This window comes from Ralstonia sp. A12, assembly GCF_000801955.1.
In the GTDB taxonomy this organism is placed as follows: domain Bacteria; phylum Pseudomonadota; class Gammaproteobacteria; order Burkholderiales; family Burkholderiaceae; genus Ralstonia.
The window spans coordinates 339,462-360,883 of record NZ_JSZO01000002.1 but is presented as its reverse complement, the minus strand read 5'-3'; the positions used below and the strand labels follow the sequence as shown (position 1 = coordinate 360,883).

20 protein-coding genes are annotated in these 21,422 nt (G+C 65.2%); 15 read left to right on the top strand and 5 right to left on the bottom strand.

Translation table 11 applies throughout. From position 1 onward, the window contains the following. Positions 1 to 599: 599 nt before the first annotated feature. From leuA to PI87_RS05990, 4 genes are all read left to right on the top strand, one after another. Positions 600 to 2,312, top strand: coding sequence for a 2-isopropylmalate synthase (gene leuA, locus PI87_RS06005; protein ID WP_039596759.1), 1,713 nt, complete (start codon positions 600 to 602; stop codon positions 2,310 to 2,312). A 127-nt stretch (positions 2,313 to 2,439) separates the two neighbouring features. Further along, positions 2,440 to 2,826, top strand: coding sequence for a four-helix bundle copper-binding protein (locus PI87_RS06000; RefSeq protein WP_039596758.1), 387 nt, complete (start codon positions 2,440 to 2,442; stop codon positions 2,824 to 2,826). Positions 2,827 to 2,844: 18 nt separating this feature from the next. After that, positions 2,845 to 3,321, top strand: a complete 477-nt coding sequence (gene cadR / locus PI87_RS05995) for a Cd(II)/Pb(II)-responsive transcriptional regulator (RefSeq protein WP_039596757.1) — start codon at positions 2,845 to 2,847, stop codon at positions 3,319 to 3,321. Between the two features lie 76 nt (positions 3,322 to 3,397). Next, entirely contained in the window at positions 3,398 to 5,020 is a 1,623-nt protein-coding gene (locus tag PI87_RS05990; RefSeq protein ID WP_039596756.1) for a DUF4139 domain-containing protein, read from the top strand. A gap of 37 nt (positions 5,021 to 5,057) precedes the next feature. Here PI87_RS05990 and PI87_RS05985 read toward each other — a convergent pair whose 3' ends face one another. Further along, the gene (locus tag PI87_RS05985; RefSeq protein WP_039596755.1) at positions 5,058 to 7,436 is read right to left on the bottom strand and encodes a heavy metal translocating P-type ATPase; all 2,379 of its coding nucleotides are present in this window, start codon (positions 7,434 to 7,436) and stop codon (positions 5,058 to 5,060) included. 46 nt (positions 7,437 to 7,482) lie between these two features. Then, the gene (locus PI87_RS05980) at positions 7,483 to 8,031 is read right to left on the bottom strand and encodes an RBBP9/YdeN family alpha/beta hydrolase (protein WP_039596754.1); all 549 of its coding nucleotides are present in this window, start codon (positions 8,029 to 8,031) and stop codon (positions 7,483 to 7,485) included. Positions 8,032 to 8,222: 191 nt separating this feature from the next. Between PI87_RS05980 and PI87_RS05975 the strand changes: the two genes are divergently transcribed. From PI87_RS05975 to PI87_RS05940, 8 genes are all read left to right on the top strand, one after another. After that, positions 8,223 to 9,521, top strand: a complete 1,299-nt coding sequence (locus tag PI87_RS05975; protein ID WP_039596753.1) for a CitMHS family transporter — start codon at positions 8,223 to 8,225, stop codon at positions 9,519 to 9,521. 4 nt (positions 9,522 to 9,525) lie between these two features. Further along, positions 9,526 to 10,869: an acyclic terpene utilization AtuA family protein gene (locus PI87_RS05970; RefSeq protein ID WP_039596752.1), complete on the top strand. Its 1,344-nt coding sequence runs from the start codon at positions 9,526 to 9,528 to the stop codon at positions 10,867 to 10,869. Position 10,870: 1 nt separating this feature from the next. Beyond that, entirely contained in the window at positions 10,871 to 11,182 is a 312-nt protein-coding gene (locus PI87_RS05965) for an AtuA-related protein (RefSeq protein ID WP_039596751.1), read from the top strand. Between the two features lie 30 nt (positions 11,183 to 11,212). After that, the gene (locus tag PI87_RS05960) at positions 11,213 to 11,602 is read left to right on the top strand and encodes a VOC family protein (RefSeq protein ID WP_039596750.1); all 390 of its coding nucleotides are present in this window, start codon (positions 11,213 to 11,215) and stop codon (positions 11,600 to 11,602) included. 24 nt (positions 11,603 to 11,626) lie between these two features. Continuing rightward, on the top strand, positions 11,627 to 12,526 hold the full coding sequence (locus PI87_RS05955) for a LysR family transcriptional regulator (protein ID WP_039596749.1): 900 nt from the start codon (positions 11,627 to 11,629) through the stop codon (positions 12,524 to 12,526). 97 nt (positions 12,527 to 12,623) lie between these two features. Further along, complete coding sequence (locus PI87_RS05950) at positions 12,624 to 13,091, top strand: universal stress protein (RefSeq protein WP_039596748.1); 468 nt, start codon at positions 12,624 to 12,626, stop codon at positions 13,089 to 13,091. Positions 13,092 to 13,205: 114 nt separating this feature from the next. Further along, positions 13,206 to 13,649 (top strand): nuclear transport factor 2 family protein, encoded by a 444-nt coding sequence (locus PI87_RS05945; protein WP_039596747.1) that lies wholly within the window; start codon positions 13,206 to 13,208, stop codon positions 13,647 to 13,649. Positions 13,650 to 13,707: 58 nt separating this feature from the next. Beyond that, complete coding sequence (locus tag PI87_RS05940) at positions 13,708 to 14,712, top strand: NAD(P)H-dependent flavin oxidoreductase (RefSeq protein ID WP_039596746.1); 1,005 nt, start codon at positions 13,708 to 13,710, stop codon at positions 14,710 to 14,712. Between the two features lie 21 nt (positions 14,713 to 14,733). Here PI87_RS05940 and PI87_RS05935 read toward each other — a convergent pair whose 3' ends face one another. Then, positions 14,734 to 15,270 (bottom strand): PadR family transcriptional regulator, encoded by a 537-nt coding sequence (locus tag PI87_RS05935; protein ID WP_039596745.1) that lies wholly within the window; start codon positions 15,268 to 15,270, stop codon positions 14,734 to 14,736. Positions 15,271 to 15,403: 133 nt separating this feature from the next. Next, positions 15,404 to 16,333 carry a transcriptional regulator GcvA gene (gcvA, locus tag PI87_RS05930; RefSeq protein ID WP_039596744.1) on the bottom strand — a complete coding sequence of 310 codons (930 nt, stop codon included), beginning with the start codon at positions 16,331 to 16,333 and terminating at the stop codon, positions 15,404 to 15,406. 135 nt (positions 16,334 to 16,468) lie between these two features. Between gcvA and hglS the strand changes: the two genes are divergently transcribed. From hglS to PI87_RS05915, 3 genes are read left to right on the top strand one after another with little or no spacing between them, the layout of a single operon-like run. After that, on the top strand, positions 16,469 to 17,875 hold the full coding sequence (gene hglS, locus PI87_RS05925) for a 2-oxoadipate dioxygenase/decarboxylase HglS (RefSeq protein ID WP_039596743.1): 1,407 nt from the start codon (positions 16,469 to 16,471) through the stop codon (positions 17,873 to 17,875). Then, on the top strand, positions 17,872 to 19,110 hold the full coding sequence (locus PI87_RS05920) for an aminotransferase-like domain-containing protein (protein ID WP_039596742.1): 1,239 nt from the start codon (positions 17,872 to 17,874) through the stop codon (positions 19,108 to 19,110). The genes hglS and PI87_RS05920 overlap by 4 nt, the downstream gene beginning before the upstream one ends. A 21-nt stretch (positions 19,111 to 19,131) precedes the next feature. Continuing rightward, on the top strand, positions 19,132 to 20,571 hold the full coding sequence (locus PI87_RS05915) for an FAD-binding oxidoreductase (RefSeq protein ID WP_039596741.1): 1,440 nt from the start codon (positions 19,132 to 19,134) through the stop codon (positions 20,569 to 20,571). On the opposite strand, the gene PI87_RS05910 is transcribed toward PI87_RS05915, so the two are convergent. Beyond that, on the bottom strand, positions 20,556 to 21,398 hold the full coding sequence (locus PI87_RS05910) for an IclR family transcriptional regulator (RefSeq protein ID WP_052321421.1): 843 nt from the start codon (positions 21,396 to 21,398) through the stop codon (positions 20,556 to 20,558). The two genes, PI87_RS05915 and PI87_RS05910, sit on opposite strands and share 16 nt — an antisense overlap. Positions 21,399 to 21,422 lie beyond the last annotated feature (24 nt).

Sequence of the window (21,422 nt, the reverse complement as noted above, 5' to 3'; positions counted from 1 at the left end):
TTGGGGCGTAGTGGAGTCGCACCGTTATATAAATGAAGATACAGCGGTTTTACGGTACGAACGGGGTGTATTAAAGCAGGTTCACGCAGGTTCTGCTGACGCCGGAATCACATGCGGTACGGGGCACTTAGGGATTCGTCTGTGGCCTGGCAAAACCCGGAAACGTCCGAATTCCGCCCAGGCAACTTGACAACACCTCGCCTCCCCCAGCACTATCGAAAAATGCACTCCCAGCAGACCACCCTCCTCACCGCTCAAGCCCGCACCTTCTCGTGCGAGCGCGGTCTGCTATCGCTATCCGCTTCCCTACTACGCGTGTAAGCGCGTAGACCTCTCTTTCCCCCCTCGTTCCGGTGTTTGACCGGTCCGCTGCCGTAACAGGCGACGGGCCTCGTGTGACGCAATCCGTTCGCCGATTTGGAGCCTCCCATGCCCACCTCGATCCTGCTTTCGCTACGACTACCGCTCGGTAGCCAGACCACGCGCCCGTGGCTGTCTGGCCGCCACGCCAACACTGCTCACCCGGCCACGCCGGACGCCGCCCGCGCGGTCGTCCTCGACGTACACACCCGATCTCGATCTCACAGGACATCCACACCATGTTGAAAAACCCTGCCACCAAGTACCGCCCCTTCCCCGCAATCGCCCTCGCCGATCGCACCTGGCCGAACAAGACCATCACCCGTGCTCCGATCTGGATGAGCACGGACCTGCGCGATGGCAACCAGGCCCTGTTCGAGCCGATGAACGCCGAGCGCAAGATGCGCATGTTCAAGATGCTCGTGCAGATCGGCTTCAAGGAAATCGAAGCCGCCTTCCCCGCCGCCTCCCAGACTGACTTCGATTTCGTGCGCGAGCTGATCGAAGGCGGGCACATTCCCGACGACGTGACCATTGAAGTGCTGACGCAGGCGCGTGAAGACCTGATCCGTCGCACCATGGAATCGTTGCGTGGTTCCAAGCGGGCCATCATCCACCTCTACAACGCGATTGCACCGGTGTTCCGCCGCACGGTGTTCAACACCGACCGCGAAGGCGTCAAACGCATTGCCGTGCAGAGCGCCAAGCTGATCCGCGAGATTGCGGAGACGATGCCCGAGACGCAGTGGACGTATCAGTACAGCCCGGAAGTCTTCAGCGGCACAGAGCTGGAATTCGCGCTGGAGGTCTGCAACGCGGTGACCGAAGTATGGGAGCCGACGCCCGCGCGCAAGATCATCTTCAACCTGCCTGCCACGGTGGAGATGGCCACGCCCAACATCTACGCCGACCAGATCGAGTGGATGCACCGCAACCTGGCGCGCCGCGATTCGATCATCCTGTCCGTACATCCGCACAATGACCGCGGCACCGCCGTGGCCGCAGCAGAACTGGCCGTGATGGCTGGCGCCGACCGCGTGGAAGGCTGCCTGTTCGGCAACGGCGAGCGCACCGGCAACGTGGATCTCGTCACGCTCGCGCTGAATCTGTACTCGCAGGGTATCGATCCGGAGCTGGATTTCTCGCATATCAATGACGTGGCGCGCACGTGCGAAGACTGCACGCAGTTGCCGGTGCATCCGCGCCATCCGTATGTGGGCGACCTGGTGTTCACGGCGTTCTCGGGCTCGCACCAGGATGCAATCAAGAAGGGTTTTGCGGTGCAAAAACCCGATGCGCTCTGGGAGATGCCCTACCTGCCGATCGACCCGGCCGATGTGGGCCGCACGTACGACTCGATCATTCGCGTCAACAGCCAGTCGGGCAAGGGCGGCATCGCGTATCTGCTGGAATCCGGCTACGGCGTTGCCATGCCGCGCCGCCTGCAGGTGGAGTTCAGCAGCACCGTTCAGCAGTTGACCGACGAAAGCGGCCGTGAAGTCACCGGTGCAGACATCTGGGCGCTGTTCCAGCAAACCTACCTGCGCGTGGACGGTGCCGTCGGCTACGTGTCACACCGGCTGACCGAGCGGGACGACGGCAGCCAGCACATCCGCCTGGTGGTCAACATCGATGACCACGAGCACATCTGCGAAGGCACCGGCAACGGGCCGCTGGATGCGCTGGTGCATGCGCTGTCGCACGTGCTGGCGGCACCTGTGTCGGTCCACCACTATGAAGAGCGTGCGTTGGGCCAGGGCGCCAACGCCGATGCCATTGCCTTTGCAGAAATGGCCGCGCCAGGTGTGGCCGGCAGCGTGTTCGGCGTGGGCGTGGATGCCAACCTGACCACCGCGTCGATCCGCGCAGTGGTGGGCGGCGTGAACCGCCTGATCGCCCGGGCCGGCAAGGGCATGCTGCGCAGCGGCAAGAGCGCGGCGCAAACGGCATAAGGTGCAGGTCGGCCTCACGCAGTGGAGCGCCAGTTGCTAAATTGGAGAGATGCGGCCCGGGCCACGCCTGGGCGCATCCCTTCCGAAACGCGCAAGCGTGCACGTCCACTGCCAAAGGAGAACCGATATGACCACTCGTCCGACCGCGAAAGACAATGCCAAGCGTTTTGCCAGTGTGATTCAGGCGCTTCATGCCTGCCAAACCGCTTGCGAGCATTGCGCGACGGAATCCGGCAAGAACGGCCACGCTGAAGCCATGGCGCGCTGCATGAGCCTGTGCACGGATTGCGCTGAATACTGCACCATCACGCGCAGGTTCCTGGAACGCAACAGCGAATTTGCGGAATTGCTGCTGGAAGACTGCGCCGAGATTTGTAACCAGTGTGCGGAAGAATGCGATCATCACGGCCAAGGCCATTGCAGCGCCTGCGCCACTGCCTGCCGCGCCTGCATGGACGCCTGCTTGAAAGTCGCTGGCGTTGAAGCAGCCACTGCTGAACCGACCGTTTTCTAACACCGCTTTGCAACGCATATGAAAATTGGCGAGCTCGCCCAGCGCACGGGCATCAGCATCGAGACCATCCGCTTCTATGAAGCGCAGGGCCTGCTGCCCCCGCCGGCGCGCGCCGCCAACAACTATCGCGTCTACACGCCTGAGCATGCCGAGCAACTGGCCTTCATCGCGAAGTGCCGGTCGCTCGACATGGCGCATACCGAGATCCGCCGCCTGCTGGAACTGCAAACCAACCCGCAGGCCTCGTGCGAAGAGATCAACAATCTTCTGGACGAGCACCTGCGCCACGTTGAAGCGCGCATTGCGGAGCTGACCGAACTTAAGCGCCAGATCGAGTCGATCGGGCTGCGCTGCACGACGGCAGCATCGGTGGCGGAATGCGGCGTGCTGCAATCGCTGCACGAAGAGCCCGTTGCAACCCCGCATCACGGTCACAACCATGACCATGGCGAGGGCGAACACGCGCATCGGCACATCCGCGGCGTGCATCGCTGACCTGTCTTTTCCGCCGCCGTGCACGTCACTTTGACGTGCGATACTCGCCGCATTTCACGACATGTGGGTGGGGCGGATGAAGACGAAACCGGCAACGTATTTTCTGCATCAACAACGCTTGGCGCTTGGCGCGCTCACGATGGCTGCCGCCGTAGTAGCGCATGCGGCGCCATCGCGCATTACCGATGTCACGCTGTATCCGGACAGCGCCACCGTTGTGCGCACGACCACCGTTGCGCCCGGCGCGCGTAGCGTCGAGCTGACGTGCCTGCCCAGCACATTTGATTCACAAAGTCTGCGCGTGGAGAGCGATAACGCGATCCGCGTGGGCGATATCCGGACCGAGAGCGTGCCGCGCGAAGGTGCACCCGGCTGCGCGATGACGGCGCTGGATACGCAAATCCGTGCACTAGAAGATCAGCGCACTACGGTGAATACCCAGATGCGAGCCAACGAGCTGTCCGCCAACTACCTGAAGGTGATCAGCGAGCGCACCACCAACGATGGTCGTGCGCCGGCCACGGACTTCTCGTCGCTGGGGAAATCCACCGATGCGCTCACCCGCACCGCACAAGAGGTTTTTGCGCGCCAGGAGCAGTTGAAGAAGCGCGATGCCGAACTGAAGAGCCAGCTCGACGCCTTGCGACTGACGCGCGGAGGCGGTTCAGGAGAGACACTGCGGACGATCCGGATTGCGGTAGCCGCACCGCGTGGCGGCGAACTGCGCATCAGCTACCAGACGCCGAATGCGGGCTGGCGGCCTGCCTACCAGGCGAGTCTCGATTCGGCGCGCTCGAACATTGTCATCGAACGGCAAGCCACCATCGCGCAGGCCACGGGAGAAGATTGGCGCGGCGTGCGGCTGCGCCTGTCGACGGGGCAACCGCGGGGTGCGCAGCGCGGCCCCGAACCCTTCACGTGGCAACTCGACATCGTGAAGCCGCAGCCCGCCGCTCAGCGCGCCTATCCGGTAGCGGCAGCGCCTGCAGCGATGCCGTCACCTTCAGCCCCTATGCTGAAACTCGGTAGAAACGCCGAGGATAACGCCCCGCTCTTCGACGTCAGCACAGTCGAGACCTCTTACGCCACCGAATTCGAAGTACCCGGCACGGTGGAGCTGCCTTCAGACGCGCAAAAAGCCACGTTCTCGCTGGCGACACAAGCGCTTCCCGCCACGCTGACCGCCCGCAGCACCCCGCGCCTGGACAGCGCGGCCTACCTGATCGCCACAATCGATCGCCCGGATGGCGTCTGGCCCGCCGGCCAGATGCAATTGCGGCGCGATGGCGCCACGGTAGGCACCACGCTCTGGAATCCGGCCGGTGAAGACCTGCGCCTGGCCCTGCCCTTCGGCCGCGATGATCTGGTGAGCGTCACCGCAGATGCGCCCAAGACCTTCAACCGCAGCGTCGGGCTGCTCGACAACCGCAACGAGCGCCAGTACGCGTCGCTCTATACCGTGCGTAACCGGCACCGTGATCCGATCCGCATCGAGATTCTGGAAGCGATGCCGGTCAGCCAGACCGAAGACATCAAGGTGCGCGCCGCCTTCAACCCCGAGCCGGCGCAGCGCGAGTGGGAACAGCGTCCCGGCATCATTGCCTGGCAGCAGACGCTCAAGCCGGGTGAAAACGCCCGCTTCTCCGCCGACTACCTCGTCACCTACCCCAAGGACGCGCGCATCACCGGCCTGCGCTGATCGCCCTCCCCGCGCACGCGCCGTCTGACGTCAGCCCTCAGACGCGCGTGCGCATCACCCGCAGCCCGTTGAACACCACCAGCAGGCTCGCGCCCACATCGGCAAAGATCGCCATCCACAGCGTCGCGTCACCCATCACGGCGAGCGCCAGGAACACAGCCTTGATACCGAGCGCCAGCACGATGTTCTGACGCAGTACCGCCACCGTGCGACGGCTGATGCGGATGAAGCCGGCGAGCTTGCGCGGGTCATCGTCCATGATGGCCACATCGGCCGCTTCCAGTGCGGTGGCCGTGCCGGCCGCGCCCATGGCGAAACCGATGTCGGCACGTGCCAGGGCCGGTGCGTCGTTGATGCCGTCACCGACCATGCCGACGAAGCCATGCTGCGCCGCGAGTTCGCCCACCACGCGCTGCTTGTCGGCGGGGAGCTGCTCGGCGTGAACGGCGTCGATGCCCACGGTCTTGGCGATGGCCTGCGCGGCGCGGCGGTCGTCACCGGTGAGCATGACGGGCTGCACGCCCAGCGCACGCAGATCGGCGATGGCTTGCGCGCTTTCCGGGCGCTCGCGATCACGCACGCCAAACAGCGCCACGGCACCGCTCGCGTCGCACAGCGTGACGGCGGACATGCCTTCGGCCTGCAACGCCTCAGCAGCAGCGCGCCAGGCTGACGTATCAAAGCCGCGTTCGGCAACGAGTGCCGCATTGCCCAGGTGCCAACGCACACCACCCAGCGTGCCGGCCACACCACGGCCCGGCAGCACGGACAGATCTTCCACCGCGCCAGCATCCACCGCACCATGCGCGGCGGCCGCTTGCACGATGGCCACGGCAATGGGGTGCGTGGTGTTGGCGTCGAGCGCGGCCGCCACCGCCAGCGCACGCAGGTGAGCGTCATCCGTCGCGGCGTTGAGATCGGCCACGGCACGGCGCGTGCCACCGGGCAGCACGACGGCATCAAGCACCGGGCGGCCAGCGGTGAGCGTGCCAGTCTTGTCCAGCGCCAGCGCACGCAAGCGCCGGCCGCTTTCCAGATAGACACCACCCTTCACGACAATGCCGCGCCGGGCCGCTGCGGCCAGGCCGCTGACCACCGTCACCGGCGTGGAGATCACCAATGCGCACGGGCAGGCGATCACCAGCAGCACCAGCGCGCGATACGTCCACGTGAGCCAGCCGTCCGCCGTCACCAGCGGGCCACCGACAGCAATTGCCAGCGCCAGCAACATCATTGCGGGTGTATAGATGGAGGAGAACTTGTCAACGAAGCGCTGCGTCGGTGCGCGCTGCGACTGCGCTTCTTGAATGGCCCCGGCAATACGCGCGAGCGTGCTGTCGGCCGCCACGGCCGTGGCTTCGGCTTCGATCACGCCATCGGTCACGATGGTGCCGGCGAGGATGATGTCGCCGGCGGCCTTCTCCACCGGCAGGCTCTCGCCGGTGACGGGCGATTCGTCCAATGCCGCGCGGCCGCTGACGATGCGCGCGTCGACGGGCACGCGACTGCCCGTGCGTACACGCAAGCGCGCGCCGATAGCCACGGTGTCAACTGCCACATCACGCCAGCCGCCGTTGCCATCGGTCAACTCAGCGGTGTCAGGCGCAATAGCGGTCAGTGCGCGCACGGCATCGCGGGCACGCACCAGTGCGCGCGCCTCGATGGCTTCCGCCACGGCAAACAGGAAGATCACCATGGCCGCTTCGGCCCACTTGCCGATCAGCAGTGCGCCGATCACGGCCACCGCCATCAGGAAGTTGATATTGAAGGTGAGCGCGCGCACGGCAATCCAGCCCTTGCGCAGCGTCGGCCCGCCGGCCAGTGCGATGGAAGCGAGTGCCAGCGCCAGCACCGGCCAAGCGTGATCGCCCAGCGACCATGCGATGGCCTCGGCGCCAAACGCCGCCACGCCACCGATACCCAGCAGCCAGGTGCGGCGTGAAATGCCAGTGGGCTCGGCCGCTGCGACAGCGCGGTCATGTTCTTCCAGTACCTCGCCATCCATGCCGATGGCGCGCAGCGCCTCCAGGAACGGCGTCACGTCGTCAACGGTGTGGTGGATGGTGAGATGGCGCTCAAGCAGGTTGAAATCCAGCGCGACCACGCCGTCGGCACTGCCCAGCTTGGCGCGGATCATGCGCTCCTCAGTCGGGCAATCCATCTGCTGGATGCGGATCTTCGTGCGCCCCTTGGCACGGGCCAGCGCAGCAGCATCCACAGGCGCGATGGGCACTGCGGCTTCGTGCGCGTGGCTATGGTCATGACCGTGGTCGTGCGCATGGTCGTGGTCATGCGCCTTGTGGGAGGTCTCCCGAGCGACCGGGTGATCGTGGCCACAGCAACCGCCGCAGCCGGACGCTTCCGGCTTGGCGGCGTGGTCGTGGGAAGGCATGGCGGAGGCGAGATCTGATTTCATGCCTCCATTCAAAACCCTGAAGAAGCTTTAGGGTCAAGCCCTCATCTCAAATGGGGCTTTTGCTCCACTTAGCGACGATGGCACGGGCTTCCGGCCAATCGCCCAGGCCCGATTCCGCGTTGATGTGGCCGCGCGCACCCAGATCGATCGGCGCCGCACCCCAGGCTTCGGCCTGGTGGCGGCTCCAGGCGGCATCGCTGAACGGGTCGTTGGTACTGAAGATCAGGGTGGCGGGAAACGGCAGGCGCTGCTGCGGCACCGGTTGGAAGTCAGCCAGCTCGGGCGGCGAATCTTCACGGCCGAGCTGCGGAGGCGCCACCAGCAAGGCACCGCACACACGCGCCATGTGGGCGGAGGCCGCCGCCCAATGCGCCGTCAGCACGCAACCCAGGCTGTGCGCCACCAGCACAACATCGCCCGGGGCGGCACTCACGGCAGCCTCCAGTGCAGCTACCCAGTCGGCACGCTTGGGCGTGAACCACTCGCGCTGTTCGACACGGCGATCCCCATGCAGGCGCTCCCAGCGCGATTGCCAGTGTTCAGGGCCGGAGTTCTGCCAGCCGGGCAGGATCAAGACAGTCGGGGCGGTACGCACAAGGTCTCCAGCATCGGGTTGGAACGCGTCACATTCTGCCGGGATTTGCTGGGCGGCGCCTGCGTCACTTATCGACAGTACCGCACAATTCATCCAAATATTCTGTTTCACAGGCAGATCGGCAGCTTCTACAGTGCCCAACCATAAATCCCGCCAACAGGGATTCCGAATCCAAGCACTCGGAGGAGACCATGCTCGCACTGCTCGGGCTGCTGACCATCGTCGCGCTGTTTGTCGTCATCCTGACCAAACGCATGTCGCCGCTGGTTGCGCTCATCGCCATTCCCGTCATCGCCGCGCTTGTGGGCGGCTTCGGGCTCAACACCAGCAAGTTCATCATCGGCGGCATCAAGGATGTGGCGCCGGTGGCGGGGATGTTCATCTTCGCCATCCTGTACTTCGGCATCGTGACCGATGCCGGCATGCTGGACCCGATCATCGACCGCATCCTGCGCACGGTGGGCAGCCGCCCGCCGCGCATCGTGGTGGGCTCGGCGCTGCTGGCACTGCTGATTCACCTGGACGGCTCGGGCGCGGTGGCGTTTCTCATCACCATTCCGGCCATGCTGCCGCTGTATGACCGGCTGGGCATGGACCGCCGCATCCTGGCGTGCGTGACGTCGATGGCGTGCGGCGTGAACTTCCTGCCGTGGACGGGGCCGATGATCCGTGCATCCGCATCACTGCACATGCCGGTGACGGACATCTTCAACCCGCTGATCCCGGTGCAGATCGCGGGGCTCGTCTTTGTGTTCGTGTGCGCGTGGCTGTTGGGCAAGCGAGAGGAGAAACGCCTGGGCCTCGCCAACCACGGCGGCGCTACGCAAGTCGTCGCCCGCCCGCTCACTGATGCCGAACAGGCACTGCGCCGCCCTCGCAACTTTTGGGTCAACCTCATCCTCACCGTCGTGGTCATGGGCGTGATGGTGAGCGGCAAGGTCGATCCGGTGGTGATGTTCATGCTCGGCGTGGTGGCCGCGTTGCTCATTAACTACCCAAATGTGGATCAGCAGCGCCAGCGCGTGGATGCCCATGCCAAGGCCGCGCTGATGATGGCGAGCATCCTGCTGGCCGCAGGCGTGTTCACCGGCATCATGAGCAAGTCCGGCATGTTGACGGCGATGGCGAAGACGGCAGTCGATTTCATCCCGCCCGCCATGGCGCACCACATTCCGGTGGTGCTGGGCGTGCTGTCGATGCCGCTGTCGCTGCTGTTCGATCCGGATTCGTTCTACTTTGGTGTGCTGCCCGTCGTGGCAGAAGCGTCGAAGATGCTGGGCGTGGCGCCAGTGCACGTGGCGCAAGCCGCCGTGCTCGGCCAAATGACCACTGGCTTCCCGGTCAGCCCGCTCACGCCTGCGACCTTCCTCGTGGTCGGCCTGTGCGGCATTGATCTGGCAGACCACCAGAAATTCTCGATCCCCTTCCTGTTTGGCGCCACGCTGCTGATGACGGTGGCAGCCGTGGTGCTGGGCGTTCTTCCGTGGTGATGGCATGAAGAAACTACGCATCGGCGGCGGCGCCGGTTATTCGGGTGATCGCATCGAACCGGCGCTCGAGCTCGCAGAGCACGGCGACATCGACGTGCTGATGTTCGAATGCCTGGCCGAGCGCACCATCGCGCTCGCGCAGCAGGTGCGCCGCAAAGACCCATCGCATGGTTATGACCCGCTGCTCGAAGCACGCATGCGGGCAGTGTTACCGGCGTGCGCGGCACGCGGCATCCGCGTCGTCACCAACATGGGCGCGGCCAACCCGCAGGCCGCCGCTGAACGCACGCGCGACATCGCCCGCGAACTCGGTCTCAAGCTGCGCGTGGCAGCCGTGACTGGCGACGATGTCTTCGACCTGCTGCAAACGCGCGGCCACGACTTCACGCTGATGGACGGCGGTGCACCCGTCGCCTCGCTCGGCGCGCGCATGGTGTCGGCCAATGCGTATCTCGGCGCGCAGGGCATCGCCGATGCGTTGGCGCAGGGAGCGGATGTCGTCATCACAGGGCGCGTGGCGGATCCCGCGCTGGCACTCGGGCCGCTCGTCCACGCATTTGGATGGCGCATGGACGACTGGCACCGCCTGGGCTGCGGCACGCTGGCCGGGCACTTGCTGGAATGCGCAGGACAAATCACGGGCGGTTACTTTGCCGATCCTGGCATCAAGGACGTCCCCAACCTCGCGCACCTCGGCTTCCCCATCGGCGAAGTCGGCGAAAACGGTTCCGTGCTCATCACCAAGGTGCCCACCGCCGGTGGCCTCGTCACAGAGGCCACGTGCAAGGAGCAGTTGCTGTACGAGATTCATGACCCGGCGCGCTACCTCACTCCCGATGTCGTCGCGGATTTTTCCAACGTGCGCATGCACACCGATGGCGCTGACCGTGTCGTCATCGAAGGCGCAACGGGTGCGCCGCGCACCGGGCAGTTGAAGGTCTCGATCGGCTATCTCGACAGCTATATTGGCGAGGGCCAGATCAGCTATGCCGGCCCGAACGCGGTAGCGCGCGGCAAGCTGGCACTCGACATCGTGCGCGAACGGCTAGCGCTCACGGGCGTGCAGATGACGGAAACGCGCTTCGAGCTGATCGGCGTGGATGCGCTGCACGGCTCGGCTCTCTCCCGCGCGGATGCAGAACCGTACGAAGTGCGCGTGCGCGTGGCCGCCCGCACCGAGTCGATGGCCGAAGCCATCCGCATCGGCAACGAAGTCGAAACGCTGCTCACCTGCGGCCCCTCCGGCGGCGGCGGCGCCACCAAGAGCGCGCGCGAGATCATCGCCGTGGCTTCGACGTTGATCCCCGCCGAGCTGGCCCCGCACGCCGTGCACATTCTGGAGAGCTGACATGCCCCGCACACTCCACGACCTCGCCCACACCCGTGCCGGGGACAAGGGCGACATCTCGTGCCTGTCCGTCATCGCCCATCGCGCAGAAGACTTTGCCGTGCTGGAGCAACACGTGACGGCGGAGCGCGTGCGCGCGCATTTTGCAGAACTCGTCCGCGGCGATGTCGAACGCTACGTGCTGCCGCAACTCGGCGCGCTCAACTTCGTGCTGCACGGCGCGCTGGCCGGCGGCGTGACGCGCTCGCTGGCGCTGGATGCGCATGGCAAATCGCTGTCGAGCGCGCTGCTGACGCTAAGGATTCCGGACTAAGATGCGCCCATCGCTAGACGGGAGACGCAGATGAAGTTCGGATACACCATCGTGTATGTGCCAGACGTGCCGGCATCGCTGGCGTTCTTTGAAGCCGCGTTTGGATTTGAGCGCCGCTTCCTGGCAGAAACGAACGACTACGGCGAACTCGAAACCGGTGCAACCACCCTCGCCTTTGCCGCGCGCGAACTGGCCGAATCGCACTCGCCGGCCGGCTTTGTCTATGCGAGCCAGTCCGACAAACCCCTCGGCATCGAACTGGCCTTCATCACGCCCGATGTCGAGGCAGCGCATCGTCACGCGATAGCCACCGGAGCGACGGAAATCGCAGTGCCGCAAATCAAACCCTGGGGCCAGACCGTCTCCTACGTGCGCTGCCCCGACGGCACGCTCGTGGAACTCTGCACACCCATCGGCTGACCGCACCGTGCGCAGCGGCTTGGTATGAACCTCTCCGTCAAGCAGCTCCGCGCCTTTGCCGCGCTGCGCGAGCACAAGAACTTCACGCAGGCGGCGCAGACCTGCCATCTGTCGCAATCTGCCTTCAGCGCACTGATCCAGAACCTGGAGGCCGATGCCGGCGTACGCCTGTTTGACCGCAACACGCGCCACGTTGAGCTGACACCCGAGGGCGAAGCGTTTGCCGAATCGGCCCTGCGCCTGCTGGCCGATTTCGAAGCCACCTTTGCCGAACTCCGCGACCGCGCCGCCGCGCGCACCGGGCGCGTCACCGTGGCTGCGCTGCCGTCGATTGCGGCAGGCATCCTGCCACGTGTGCTGGCGGATTTTTCTGCGCGGCATCCGGGCATTCAGCTTGCCCTGCACGACTTGCTGTCGGACCCGTGCATCGACATGGTCCGGCGCGGTGCGGCGGACTTCGCCATTGCCGCCATCGGTGCGGACATGGCCGGGTTGACGGCACAACCGTTCTGCACCGACGACTTCCACCTCGTCTGCCACCAGGATCACCCGCTCGCGCGCAAGCCTGCGCTGGGCGTGGGCGATCTCGTTGATGCGCCGTTCATCCACCTCGCGCGCAACACGAGCATCCGGCAATACCTCGATGCGGCCTTGCACCCGACCAAGCTGCGCAGCGGCATGGAGGTCGAGCACCTGGCCACCGCAGCCGCGCTGGCGGCGGCCAATCTGGGCATTACCGTCATCCCTGCGCTGGCGCTATTCCAGTTCCGCTTGCCGGAGCTGGTGGTGCGGCCGCTGCCACTACCGGGGCTGGTGCGTACGTTGTACGTGATCCGCCGCGATGGGCGCAGCCTGTCGGTGGCAGCGCAGGCGCTGCTGGACTTGCTGCTGGCGCACCCCGTACACGCCGACAGCGAGGCTTGATAAGACTTGATGCGACGCAAACGCATGCGCACAGCGGGCATGGGCGGCGTCAAACAGGGCTGCTACAGTGGACGCATCCTCACACCCGGAGCGCCCCATGTATCAACGCATCCTCGCCGGTTTTGACGGCAGCCAGGAAGCGCGGCAGGCCGTCGATCAAGCTGCGGCACTTGCCCAGGCATTCGGCGGCCAGGTACGCGTGGTCTGGGCAATCGGCTCGCCGACCATGCCGGAGTCGCGCGAGATCTACAGCGTCGACAAGCTGCGCGACACCGAGCACCAGACCGCCGATCATTCCCTCGCCGAACTGCAACGTACGCTGGAAGGCGCCGGCGTTGCCGTCGAGACCGGCATCCTGATGCTCGACTCCACTGACGACGACATCGGCAACGCCCTCGAACATGAAGCCGTGCGCTGGCAGGCGGACACCATCGTAGTCGGCTCGCAAAACCGGAGCGGGCTGTCGCGCATCCTGCTGGGCAGCGTGGCCGAGCGCACGGTCAAGCTGTCGCGCCGCACCGTCATCGTGGTACGTGCGCAGCACCCCGATCATACAGGCGGCTGAAAGATCACTTTATTCGAATCGGCACACTATGCAACTTGTTGCATAGTGATAGGTGCTGTGCTATGTTGCCTCCACGCTGATGCAATCTGTTGCACTTCCTATCCAGGAGACACCGTGACCCAGCCGATTCCTGCCACCTTGTCCGCCTCGTCGCAAGCCACGCTCAACGCCTGGCACGCCATGATCGAGAGCGGCAACATGGACACACTCGACGACCTGTTCGCCGACGAAGTCGTCTTCCGCTCGCCCGTGGCGCACACGGCTTACCCGGGCCGCACTGCCACCACGCTGGTGCTGCGCACCGTCAACACGGTCTTTGAAGACTTCCAGTACCACCGCAGCTTCGCCACGGATGACGGGCTGAGCGTGGTGCTCGAATTCAGTGCCAACGTGAGCGGCAAATCGCTCAAGGGCATCGACATGATCCGCTTCAATGACAGCGGCAAGATCGTCGAGTTCGAGGTCATGGTTCGCCCGGCAACCGGCCTGCAAGCGCTGGGCGCCGCCATGGGTGCCAAGCTGGCCGACAAGCTCGCGCTGCTCAAGGCTGAGGCCTGAGCACCCCGCGTCGCTCCCCCCCTTCCCGATTCCATAACAATTTCCAACGGAGACTGCCATGTCGCTGCCCCCGATCCTGCAAAACCGCCTGTCTGTGCCCGTCGTGGGCTCGCCGCTGTTTATCATTTCCAACCCTGACCTCGTGATCGCCCAGTGCAAAGCAGGCGTGGTCGGCTCGTTCCCGGCGCTCAACGCACGCCCGATCGAGCTGCTGGAAACCTGGCTGCAGCGCATCACCACCGAACTGGCCGAATACGACGCGCAGCATCCGGACAAGCCGTCTGCGCCGTTTGCCGTCAACCAGATCGTGCACAAGTCGAACGACCGCCTGGAGCACGACCTGGAGTTGTGCGTGAAGTACAAGGTGCCCATCGTCATCACCTCGCTGGGCGCGCGTGAAGACGTGAACCAGGCGGTGCACAGCTACGGCGGCATCGTGCTGCACGACGTGATCAACAACAAGTTTGCTAAGAAGGCGATCGAGAAAGGCGCAGATGGCCTGATCGCCGTGGCTGCGGGCGCGGGTGGCCATGCGGGCACGACCTCGCCGTTTGCGCTGATCCACGAGATTCGTGAATGGTTTGACGGCCCGCTGCTGCTGTCGGGCGCCATCGCCAACGGCAATGCCATTCTGGCAGCGCTGGCCGCCGGTGCAGACCTGGCTTATGTCGGCTCGGCCTTCATTGCCACGGAAGAAGCCAATGCAATCGAGGGCTACAAGCAGGCCATCGTGGAATCCACCGCCAGCGACATCGTCTACACGAACCTGTTCACGGGCGTGCACGGCAACTACCTGCGCAAGAGTATCGAAAGCGCGGGCCTGGACCCGGAAGCGCTGCCGGAATCGGACCCGAGCAAGATGAACTTCGGCTCGGGCGGCGGCGCCAAGGCCAAGGCGTGGAAGGACATCTGGGGCGCTGGCCAGGGCGTGGGCGCAGTCAAGCGCGTGGTACCGGCGGCAGAACTCGTCAAGCGCTTTGCCGAGGAGTTTGAAGTGGCACGCCGTCGCCTGAACACCATCGAGGCGCTGCGCGCCCCGGCAGGCGCCAAGGCAACGGTTTAAATCGTCAGGCCATTCAGGCCATTAGGCCGTCACAGAGGCTGGCTCCAGCAACGGCAGCACATCGTCTGCCCACGCGAGCCAGCCTTCTTCGTAAACGATGCCGCGCTGAAGCACCGCATGCTGCAGCCGCTGCGCGCGCGTGAGATCGGGGCGCGTGAAATCGCGCTGCTCGATCTCGCGAAACGTGCTCAAGCGCGTGCGGTGCTGCTCAATCAAACGCTGCATCTCGTCGATAAAGCCGAGCGGCCCGATCACGGCCTCGGCACGCAGCTTCACCAGCACCTCTTCACGGTTGTCCGACGACACCGTCGGCTCCAACACCCAGCGCGCCAGTTCTTCACGGCCCGGCGGCAGGACTGTGTAGGTCTTCTTGCGGCCGTCTTCCTCTTCTTCCACGCTGACCCAACCGGCCTCGGCCATGCGGCCAAGCTCGCGGTAGATCTGCTGGTGGGTGGCGCTCCAGAAATAGCCCATCGACTTGTCAAAGCGGCGGGCCAGCTCGTAGCCCGACGAGGGCTTTTCCAGCAAGGAGGTCAGCAGTGCGTGTTGGATGGACATGAGCGAGATGACGTGAGCCTGCGTTGTGCCATCGACCGGGTGCTGGGCACCCCTGGCCAATGCGATCTGCGAACTTTACAGAACAGTGATGGGCGCGTCATGCACTGTTTGCCGCCCACAACAGCGCTGCGCGTCACTCGGCAACTTGTGCTTGCGTGAAGTCCTGCGCCGCTTGCACCAGCCATGACCGCAAGGCCTGCAGCGGCGGATAGTCGGTCCGGCTGGTGGGCCAGGCGAGGTAGTAGCGCTCCGCGCTTTCCATCTCGGGCACATGGGGCAACGCTCGCACAAGATCACCCTGCTGTAACTCGTGGGTGATCAAAAAGCGCGGCAGCAGTGCCACGCCCAAGCCTGCAACGGCGGCCTGTGCGGCGGTGGCGAACTGGTCGAACAACATGCCTTGGGCCTCTGCCCTATCCACATGATCCACCTGATGGCTGGCCAGCCAGCGTGACCAGGCATCCGGGCGCGAAGCCAGGTGCAACAGCGGCGCACGCAGGAGATCGTGCGGCTGCGCAAAGCCATAGCGGGCCAGCAGCGCCGGGCTGCATGCGGGGATGACGGTTTCGCTCATCAGCAGGGCGAGTTCCGCCCCGGGCCAATCCGGCGGACCAAAATGGATGGCCGCATCCACCGCCTCCAACTGGAAGTCGAACTGCGACAGCCTCGTGGTCAGGTTGATGGTGATGCCGGGGTGCGCGTCAAAGAACTGTGGCAGGCGTGGTGCCAGCCAACGGGTACCAAAGGTGGGCAAGATGGCCAGATTCAGGCTGCCGCCCTGCGGATTGGCATGAAGGCCGACCGTGGCGCTGGCAATGCGCATCAACGCGCCGCGGATCTCCTCCGCATACGCCTGGCCCGCCGGGTTCAGGCGCACGGTCTGGCGCTCGCGTACAAAGAGCTCTGCCCCAAGACGGTCTTCCAACGCGCGAATCTGGCGGCTGACGGCACTTTGCGTCAGGTGCAGCTCGGCGGCGGCGGCCGTGAAACTCTGGTGGCGCGCGGCAGCCTCGAACGCGCAAAGCAGGGACATCGGCGGCAGAAAGCGGCGTGACGGAAACATGGCGATCAGCGGGATGGCGATGTGGAAATCGGATAGTTCATTCTATTTTGGAATGAACTATGCCCGGATTATCGTTTGACCGGCGCACAACCTCCACCCCAATATCGCTCCAACCTTGGCAAACCCGATCCAGTCATGAGCGCAACGCATCAACCCCAGGCTGCAAACTTCGTCCAGGCAGACGGCATCCGTACGCGCTTTGCGCGCGCCATGTCGGCCATGTATCGCGAGGAAGTGCCGCAGTACGGCACCCTGGTCGAATTGGTGTCCGACATCAACGCGCACACGCTGGGCACCCAGCCCGCGTTGCGCGCACAGATGGCGCAGTCAGGCGAACTGGAGCGGCTGGATGTGGAACGCCACGGCGCCATCCGCGTTGGCACGGCGGCCGAGCTGGCTACGCTGCGCCGGCTGTTTGCTGTCATGGGGATGGAGCCCGTGGGTTACTACGACCTGTCGGTGGCGGGCGTGCCTGTGCACTCCACGGCGTTTCGGCCAGTAAGCGATGCAGCATTGCTGGCCAACCCGTTCCGCGTGTTCACGTCGCTGCTGCGGCTTGAACTGATTGCCGATGCTGCCCTGCGCGACAAGGCCGCCGCCATCCTGGCGCGCCGCCAGATCTTCACGCCGCGCGTGCTGGAATTGATCGCCCAGTGCGAGGCCGACGGCGGCCTGACCGACGCTGACGCCAACGCCTTCGTACGCGAAGCGCTGGAGACCTTCCGCTGGCACAGCACCGCCACGGTCGACGCCGAGACGTATCGCGCGCTGCAAGCCGCGCACCGCTTGGTGGCCGACGTGGTGTGCTTCCGCGGCCCCCACATCAACCACCTGACGCCGCGCACGCTCGACATCGACGACGCGCAAGCTGCCATGCCCGCGCGCGGCATGGACGCCAAGGACGTGGTGGAAGGCCCGCCGCGCCGCGACTGCCCCATCCTGCTGCGTCAGACCAGCTTCAAGGCACTGCAGGAAGCGGTGCGCTTCACAGACAATGTCGGCGCCCACACAGCGCGCTTTGGTGAGATCGAGCAGCGCGGCGTCGCCCTGACGCGCAAGGGCCGTGCGCTGTACGACCAATTGCTGGCCGAGGTGCGTGATATGGGCGGCGCCGGCAGTGCCGCACCAGACTATGGACATCGGTTGGCGCAGGTGTTCCGCGCATTCCCGGATACGCATGAGGCACTGCGCGCGCAAGGGCTGGCGTTCTATCGCTACACGCTCACGGCATCGGGTCGGGCGCAGGCTGAGACAGTGGCGGCCGATGCCTCGTTGGATGCACTGCTGGCCGAGGGCTGCGTACAGGCCGACCCGATCACGTATGAAGATTTCCTGCCGGTAAGTGCGGCAGGCATCTTCCAATCCAACCTGGGCGGCGAAGAACAGAAGCAGTATCAAGCCCACGCCGCACAGCAGGCTTTTGAAGCTGCACTGGGTGCGCGCGTGCACGATGAAATCGCACTGTACGAAGCTGCGCAACAGCGCTCCATCGATCAGGTGCGCGCCGTCTTGCGCGGCACGCCCGCTATGGATGCCGCATGACTGACCTCGCCATGCCGGCCTTTGCCGCCGTGTTCGCGCACCCAGCCGGCTCGCCCATCCGCGAGCTGTTTCCGTACCTCAGCCAACCGGGAATGATCTCGCTGGCCGGTGGCTATCCGTCGCCCAGCCTGTTTGATGCGCAAGGGCTGGCGCAGGCCGCCGCCCAAGCCATGTCGGGCGATGCGCAAACCCTGCAGTACGGCGCCACCGAAGGGCTGCCGGTCCTACGCAAAGCGCTGGCAGCGCTGATGCGCGAGCGCGGCATCCAGGCCAGCGCCGAACAGATGATGGTGACCACGGGCTCGCAGCAAGCGTTCGACCTGTTGGTGCGCGTGCTGACCGAACCGGGGGATACGGTGCTGGTGGAAGTGCCCGCCTACCCTGCCACGCTGCAAGCCCTGCGCTTGGCGCAAGCGCGCATCGTGCCCGTGCCGATGGACGAACACGGCCTGCAGACCGACGCACTGGCCGAACTGCTGCTTCAGTTGCCCGCTGCACAGCGCCCGAAGCTGCTCTACACCGTGCCGAATTTCTCCAACCCGCGAGGCACGCTGTTGCTGACCGAGCGGCGCGAAGCCCTGGTGCAACTGGCCTGTACCTACGGCTTCTGGGTGGTGGAAGACGACCCCTACGGCGAACTGCGCTTCGATGCGCAGGACGGCAACACACCGCCCATGCCCCCAACGCTACGCTCGGTGGGTGACCGGTTGGCCGGCGGCGGCGTGAACCCGGTGGTGTACCTGTCCAGCCTGTCGAAGACCGTCGCTCCCGCCCTGCGCATCGGGTGGATGCTGGCCGACAGCAGCCTGCTACGCCGTTGCACTGTCGCCAAGCAAACGGTGGACTTGTGTACCTCTCCGCTCGCGCAGATGGTGGCAGCACGCTATCTGGAAAGCGGTCGCTATCCGGCCACGGTGCAGCGCGCCCGCAGCGAATATCAGCGACGCATGCACGCCCTGGTGCACGGCATCGCAACCCAACTCGATGGTCGCGTGCAATGTGCGCCGCCGGCGGGTGGCATGTTCGTCTGGGCGACGTTCGCGCCGTCCATCGACCCACAAGCCCTCTTTGACGCTGCCGTGTCGCAGCAGGTGCTGTACGTGCCCGGCAAGGCGTTCTACCCCGACGCGCCGCAACTCAACACCATGCGCCTGTCGTTCGCCGCGCCCGATGTGCCGCAGATCGAGCAGGCCGTGCAGCGGCTGGCGGCTGCGGTGGCGCTGGCCTCGCGCTGAAAACGCTTTCCCTTCATCGCCATGACACCCGAAAACCTGATCTCCACCTTGCACGGCATCGTGGGCGCCGCCCATGTGCTGACCGGCGATGCCTGCGCCGAATACGAATCCGATTGGCGCCAGCGCGTGCACGGTAGGGCGCTGTGCGTGGTGCGCCCCGGCAGCACGGCGGAAGTGGCTGACGTTGTGCGCGCGTGTGCGCACGCCGGTGTCTCGATCGTGCCCCAGGGCGGCAATACCGGTCTGGTGGAAGGCTCGGTGCCCGATGCCAGTGGCAAACAGGTCATCCTGAGTCTGCGCCGCATGCATGCCGTGCGCGCCATCGACGCCACCAATATGACGGTCACAGTAGAGGCCGGCTGCGTACTCCAATCGCTTCAGGAAGTGGTGCGCGAGGCTGGGCTTCTGTTTCCGCTCAGCCTGGGTGCGGAAGGCAGTTGCACTATCGGCGGCAACCTGGCGACCAATGCGGGCGGCACGCAGGTGGTGCGCTACGGCAACGCGCGCGAGCTGTGCCTCGGGCTGGAAGTCGTGCTGCCCGACGGGCAAGTCCTGGAGAGCCTGCAAGGCCTGCGCAAGGACAACACCGGCTACGACCTGCGCAACCTGTTCATCGGCAGCGAAGGCACGCTGGGCATCATCACGGCGGCCACGCTGCGCCTGTATCCGCAGCCGGCGGCGCAATTGACGGCGTGGGCGGCCGTGCCTTCGCTGGAGGCGGCCACAGCGTTGCTGGCCTTGTCGCACCGGCATCTGTCGGCGGCGCTCACGGGCTTTGAAGTCATGGGCCAAGAAGGGCTCAGGCTGGTCGACACACACTACCCGCATCTGCGGGTGCCGATGTGGCGCGAGACGCCATGGTGTGTCTTGCTGGAAGCGTCCGACAGTGAATCCGAAGCGCATGCCAGGGCTCAGTTTGAACACCTGTTGGAGACGGCGATGGAAGACGGCATCGTGACCGACGCCATCATCGCGGAGAACATCCGCCAGGCGCATGACCTGTGGCACATCCGCGAGAGCATCACCCTGGCGCAGGCGGCCGAAGGGCGCAACATCAAGCACGATGTGTCGGTGCCGATATCGCGCATCCCCGAGTTTGTGGCACAGACCGACGCGCAGCTCCAGGCGCTGGCACCGGGGCTACGCCTGATCAACTTCGGGCACCTGGGCGATGGGAACCTGCACTACAACGTACAGGCTCCATTGGGTGCGGATGCGACGGCGTTCGTTGCCGCGCATGAGGCGGCGATTGGGGACGCGGTGTACCAATCCGTCCACCGCTTTGGTGGCTCGATCTCTGCAGAGCACGGAATTGGCGCGCTCAAGCGCGACCACCTTCCCCACTACAAGACGCCGGTGGCCCTGCAGTTGATGCGCACCATCAAACAAGCGCTCGACCCGCAGGGCTTGATGAACCCGGGCCGCGTGCTCAAAAGATCGCCAAGTCAGATCGCTCGATAGGTATCGCTCACGGCCATGGATTGCATGGGGCGGCGCAGCGTCGGATCAAACGGGTTGATTTGCGTGGTCAGCCGGTTGGCCTCACGCAGCAGCATGTCGTACACGATGGGCAGGCGGTCGGCACTCAGGCGGTTGGCCAACGTGCCCACCGAGAGCGCGGCGACCACGTTGCCATTGCGATCGAACACCGGCACCGCAAGGCCGGCCATGCCTTCGAGCAGCCCATCCGTCTTGGCGCTGTAGCCCTGTTCACGGGCTTTGCGGACTTCGGAGCGCAGGTAGACCTCGTCGTACACGCTGTAGTGGCGGATGCGGGGCAGGTTGTAGCGCAGCACCTCCTCCTGCTCGGCCTCGGGCAGGTGCGCCAGGATCACCATCGCGCCCTGGCCGACGCCCAGTTCAATCCGGCCGCCCACATCGCCTGTGAAGGTGCGGATCGGGTACTGCCCTTCCACGCGATCCAGGCACACCGCATCGAAGCCCGAACGCACCAGCAGCAGCACCGTATCGCCCAGGCTGGCATTCAGGCGCAGCAAAGCTGGCCGGGCCACCGAACGCAGATCGTTCACAGCGCCCGCCTGGGCCGCCAGGCAGAACAAGTCCAGGCTCAGCCGATAGAGCTTGTTCTGCTGATCCTGCTCGACCATGCCCTCTTGCGTCAGGCCCTGCAGCAAGCGGTGCGTCGTGGCGGGGGTCATCCCCAGCGTCTTGGCCAGGTACGTGACGCGCACACCTTGGTGCTGCTGCTCCGCCATGGTGCGCAGGATCTGGAAGGTGCGGTGCATGGCGCTGCGCTGATGCGCATCGTCGTCGGAATCGAAGGACATGAAGCTGGAATGGAGTGAATTTGT

Excerpts from the sequence above, each read along its gene's own strand:
- leuA (WP_039596759.1), top strand. The coding sequence starts at position 600 with ATGTTGAAAAACCCTGCCACCAAGTACCGCCCCTTCCCCGCAATCGCC.
- PI87_RS06000 (WP_039596758.1), top strand. The coding sequence starts at position 2,440 with ATGACCACTCGTCCGACCGCGAAAGACAATGCCAAGCGTTTTGCCAGT.
- cadR (WP_039596757.1), top strand. The coding sequence starts at position 2,845 with ATGAAAATTGGCGAGCTCGCCCAGCGCACGGGCATCAGCATCGAGACC.
- PI87_RS05990 (WP_039596756.1), top strand. The coding sequence starts at position 3,398 with ATGAAGACGAAACCGGCAACGTATTTTCTGCATCAACAACGCTTGGCG.
- PI87_RS05985 (WP_039596755.1), bottom strand. The coding sequence starts at position 7,436 with ATGAAATCAGATCTCGCCTCCGCCATGCCTTCCCACGACCACGCCGCC.
- PI87_RS05975 (WP_039596753.1), top strand. The coding sequence starts at position 8,223 with ATGCTCGCACTGCTCGGGCTGCTGACCATCGTCGCGCTGTTTGTCGTC.
- PI87_RS05970 (WP_039596752.1), top strand. The coding sequence starts at position 9,526 with ATGAAGAAACTACGCATCGGCGGCGGCGCCGGTTATTCGGGTGATCGC.
- PI87_RS05965 (WP_039596751.1), top strand. The coding sequence starts at position 10,871 with ATGCCCCGCACACTCCACGACCTCGCCCACACCCGTGCCGGGGACAAG.
- PI87_RS05960 (WP_039596750.1), top strand. The coding sequence starts at position 11,213 with ATGAAGTTCGGATACACCATCGTGTATGTGCCAGACGTGCCGGCATCG.
- PI87_RS05955 (WP_039596749.1), top strand. The coding sequence starts at position 11,627 with ATGAACCTCTCCGTCAAGCAGCTCCGCGCCTTTGCCGCGCTGCGCGAG.
- PI87_RS05950 (WP_039596748.1), top strand. The coding sequence starts at position 12,624 with ATGTATCAACGCATCCTCGCCGGTTTTGACGGCAGCCAGGAAGCGCGG.
- PI87_RS05940 (WP_039596746.1), top strand. The coding sequence starts at position 13,708 with ATGTCGCTGCCCCCGATCCTGCAAAACCGCCTGTCTGTGCCCGTCGTG.
- PI87_RS05935 (WP_039596745.1), bottom strand. The coding sequence starts at position 15,270 with ATGTCCATCCAACACGCACTGCTGACCTCCTTGCTGGAAAAGCCCTCG.
- gcvA (WP_039596744.1), bottom strand. The coding sequence starts at position 16,333 with ATGTTTCCGTCACGCCGCTTTCTGCCGCCGATGTCCCTGCTTTGCGCG.
- hglS (WP_039596743.1), top strand. The coding sequence starts at position 16,469 with ATGAGCGCAACGCATCAACCCCAGGCTGCAAACTTCGTCCAGGCAGAC.
- PI87_RS05920 (WP_039596742.1), top strand. The coding sequence starts at position 17,872 with ATGACTGACCTCGCCATGCCGGCCTTTGCCGCCGTGTTCGCGCACCCA.
- PI87_RS05915 (WP_039596741.1), top strand. The coding sequence starts at position 19,132 with ATGACACCCGAAAACCTGATCTCCACCTTGCACGGCATCGTGGGCGCC.
- PI87_RS05910 (WP_052321421.1), bottom strand. The coding sequence starts at position 21,398 with ATGTCCTTCGATTCCGACGACGATGCGCATCAGCGCAGCGCCATGCAC.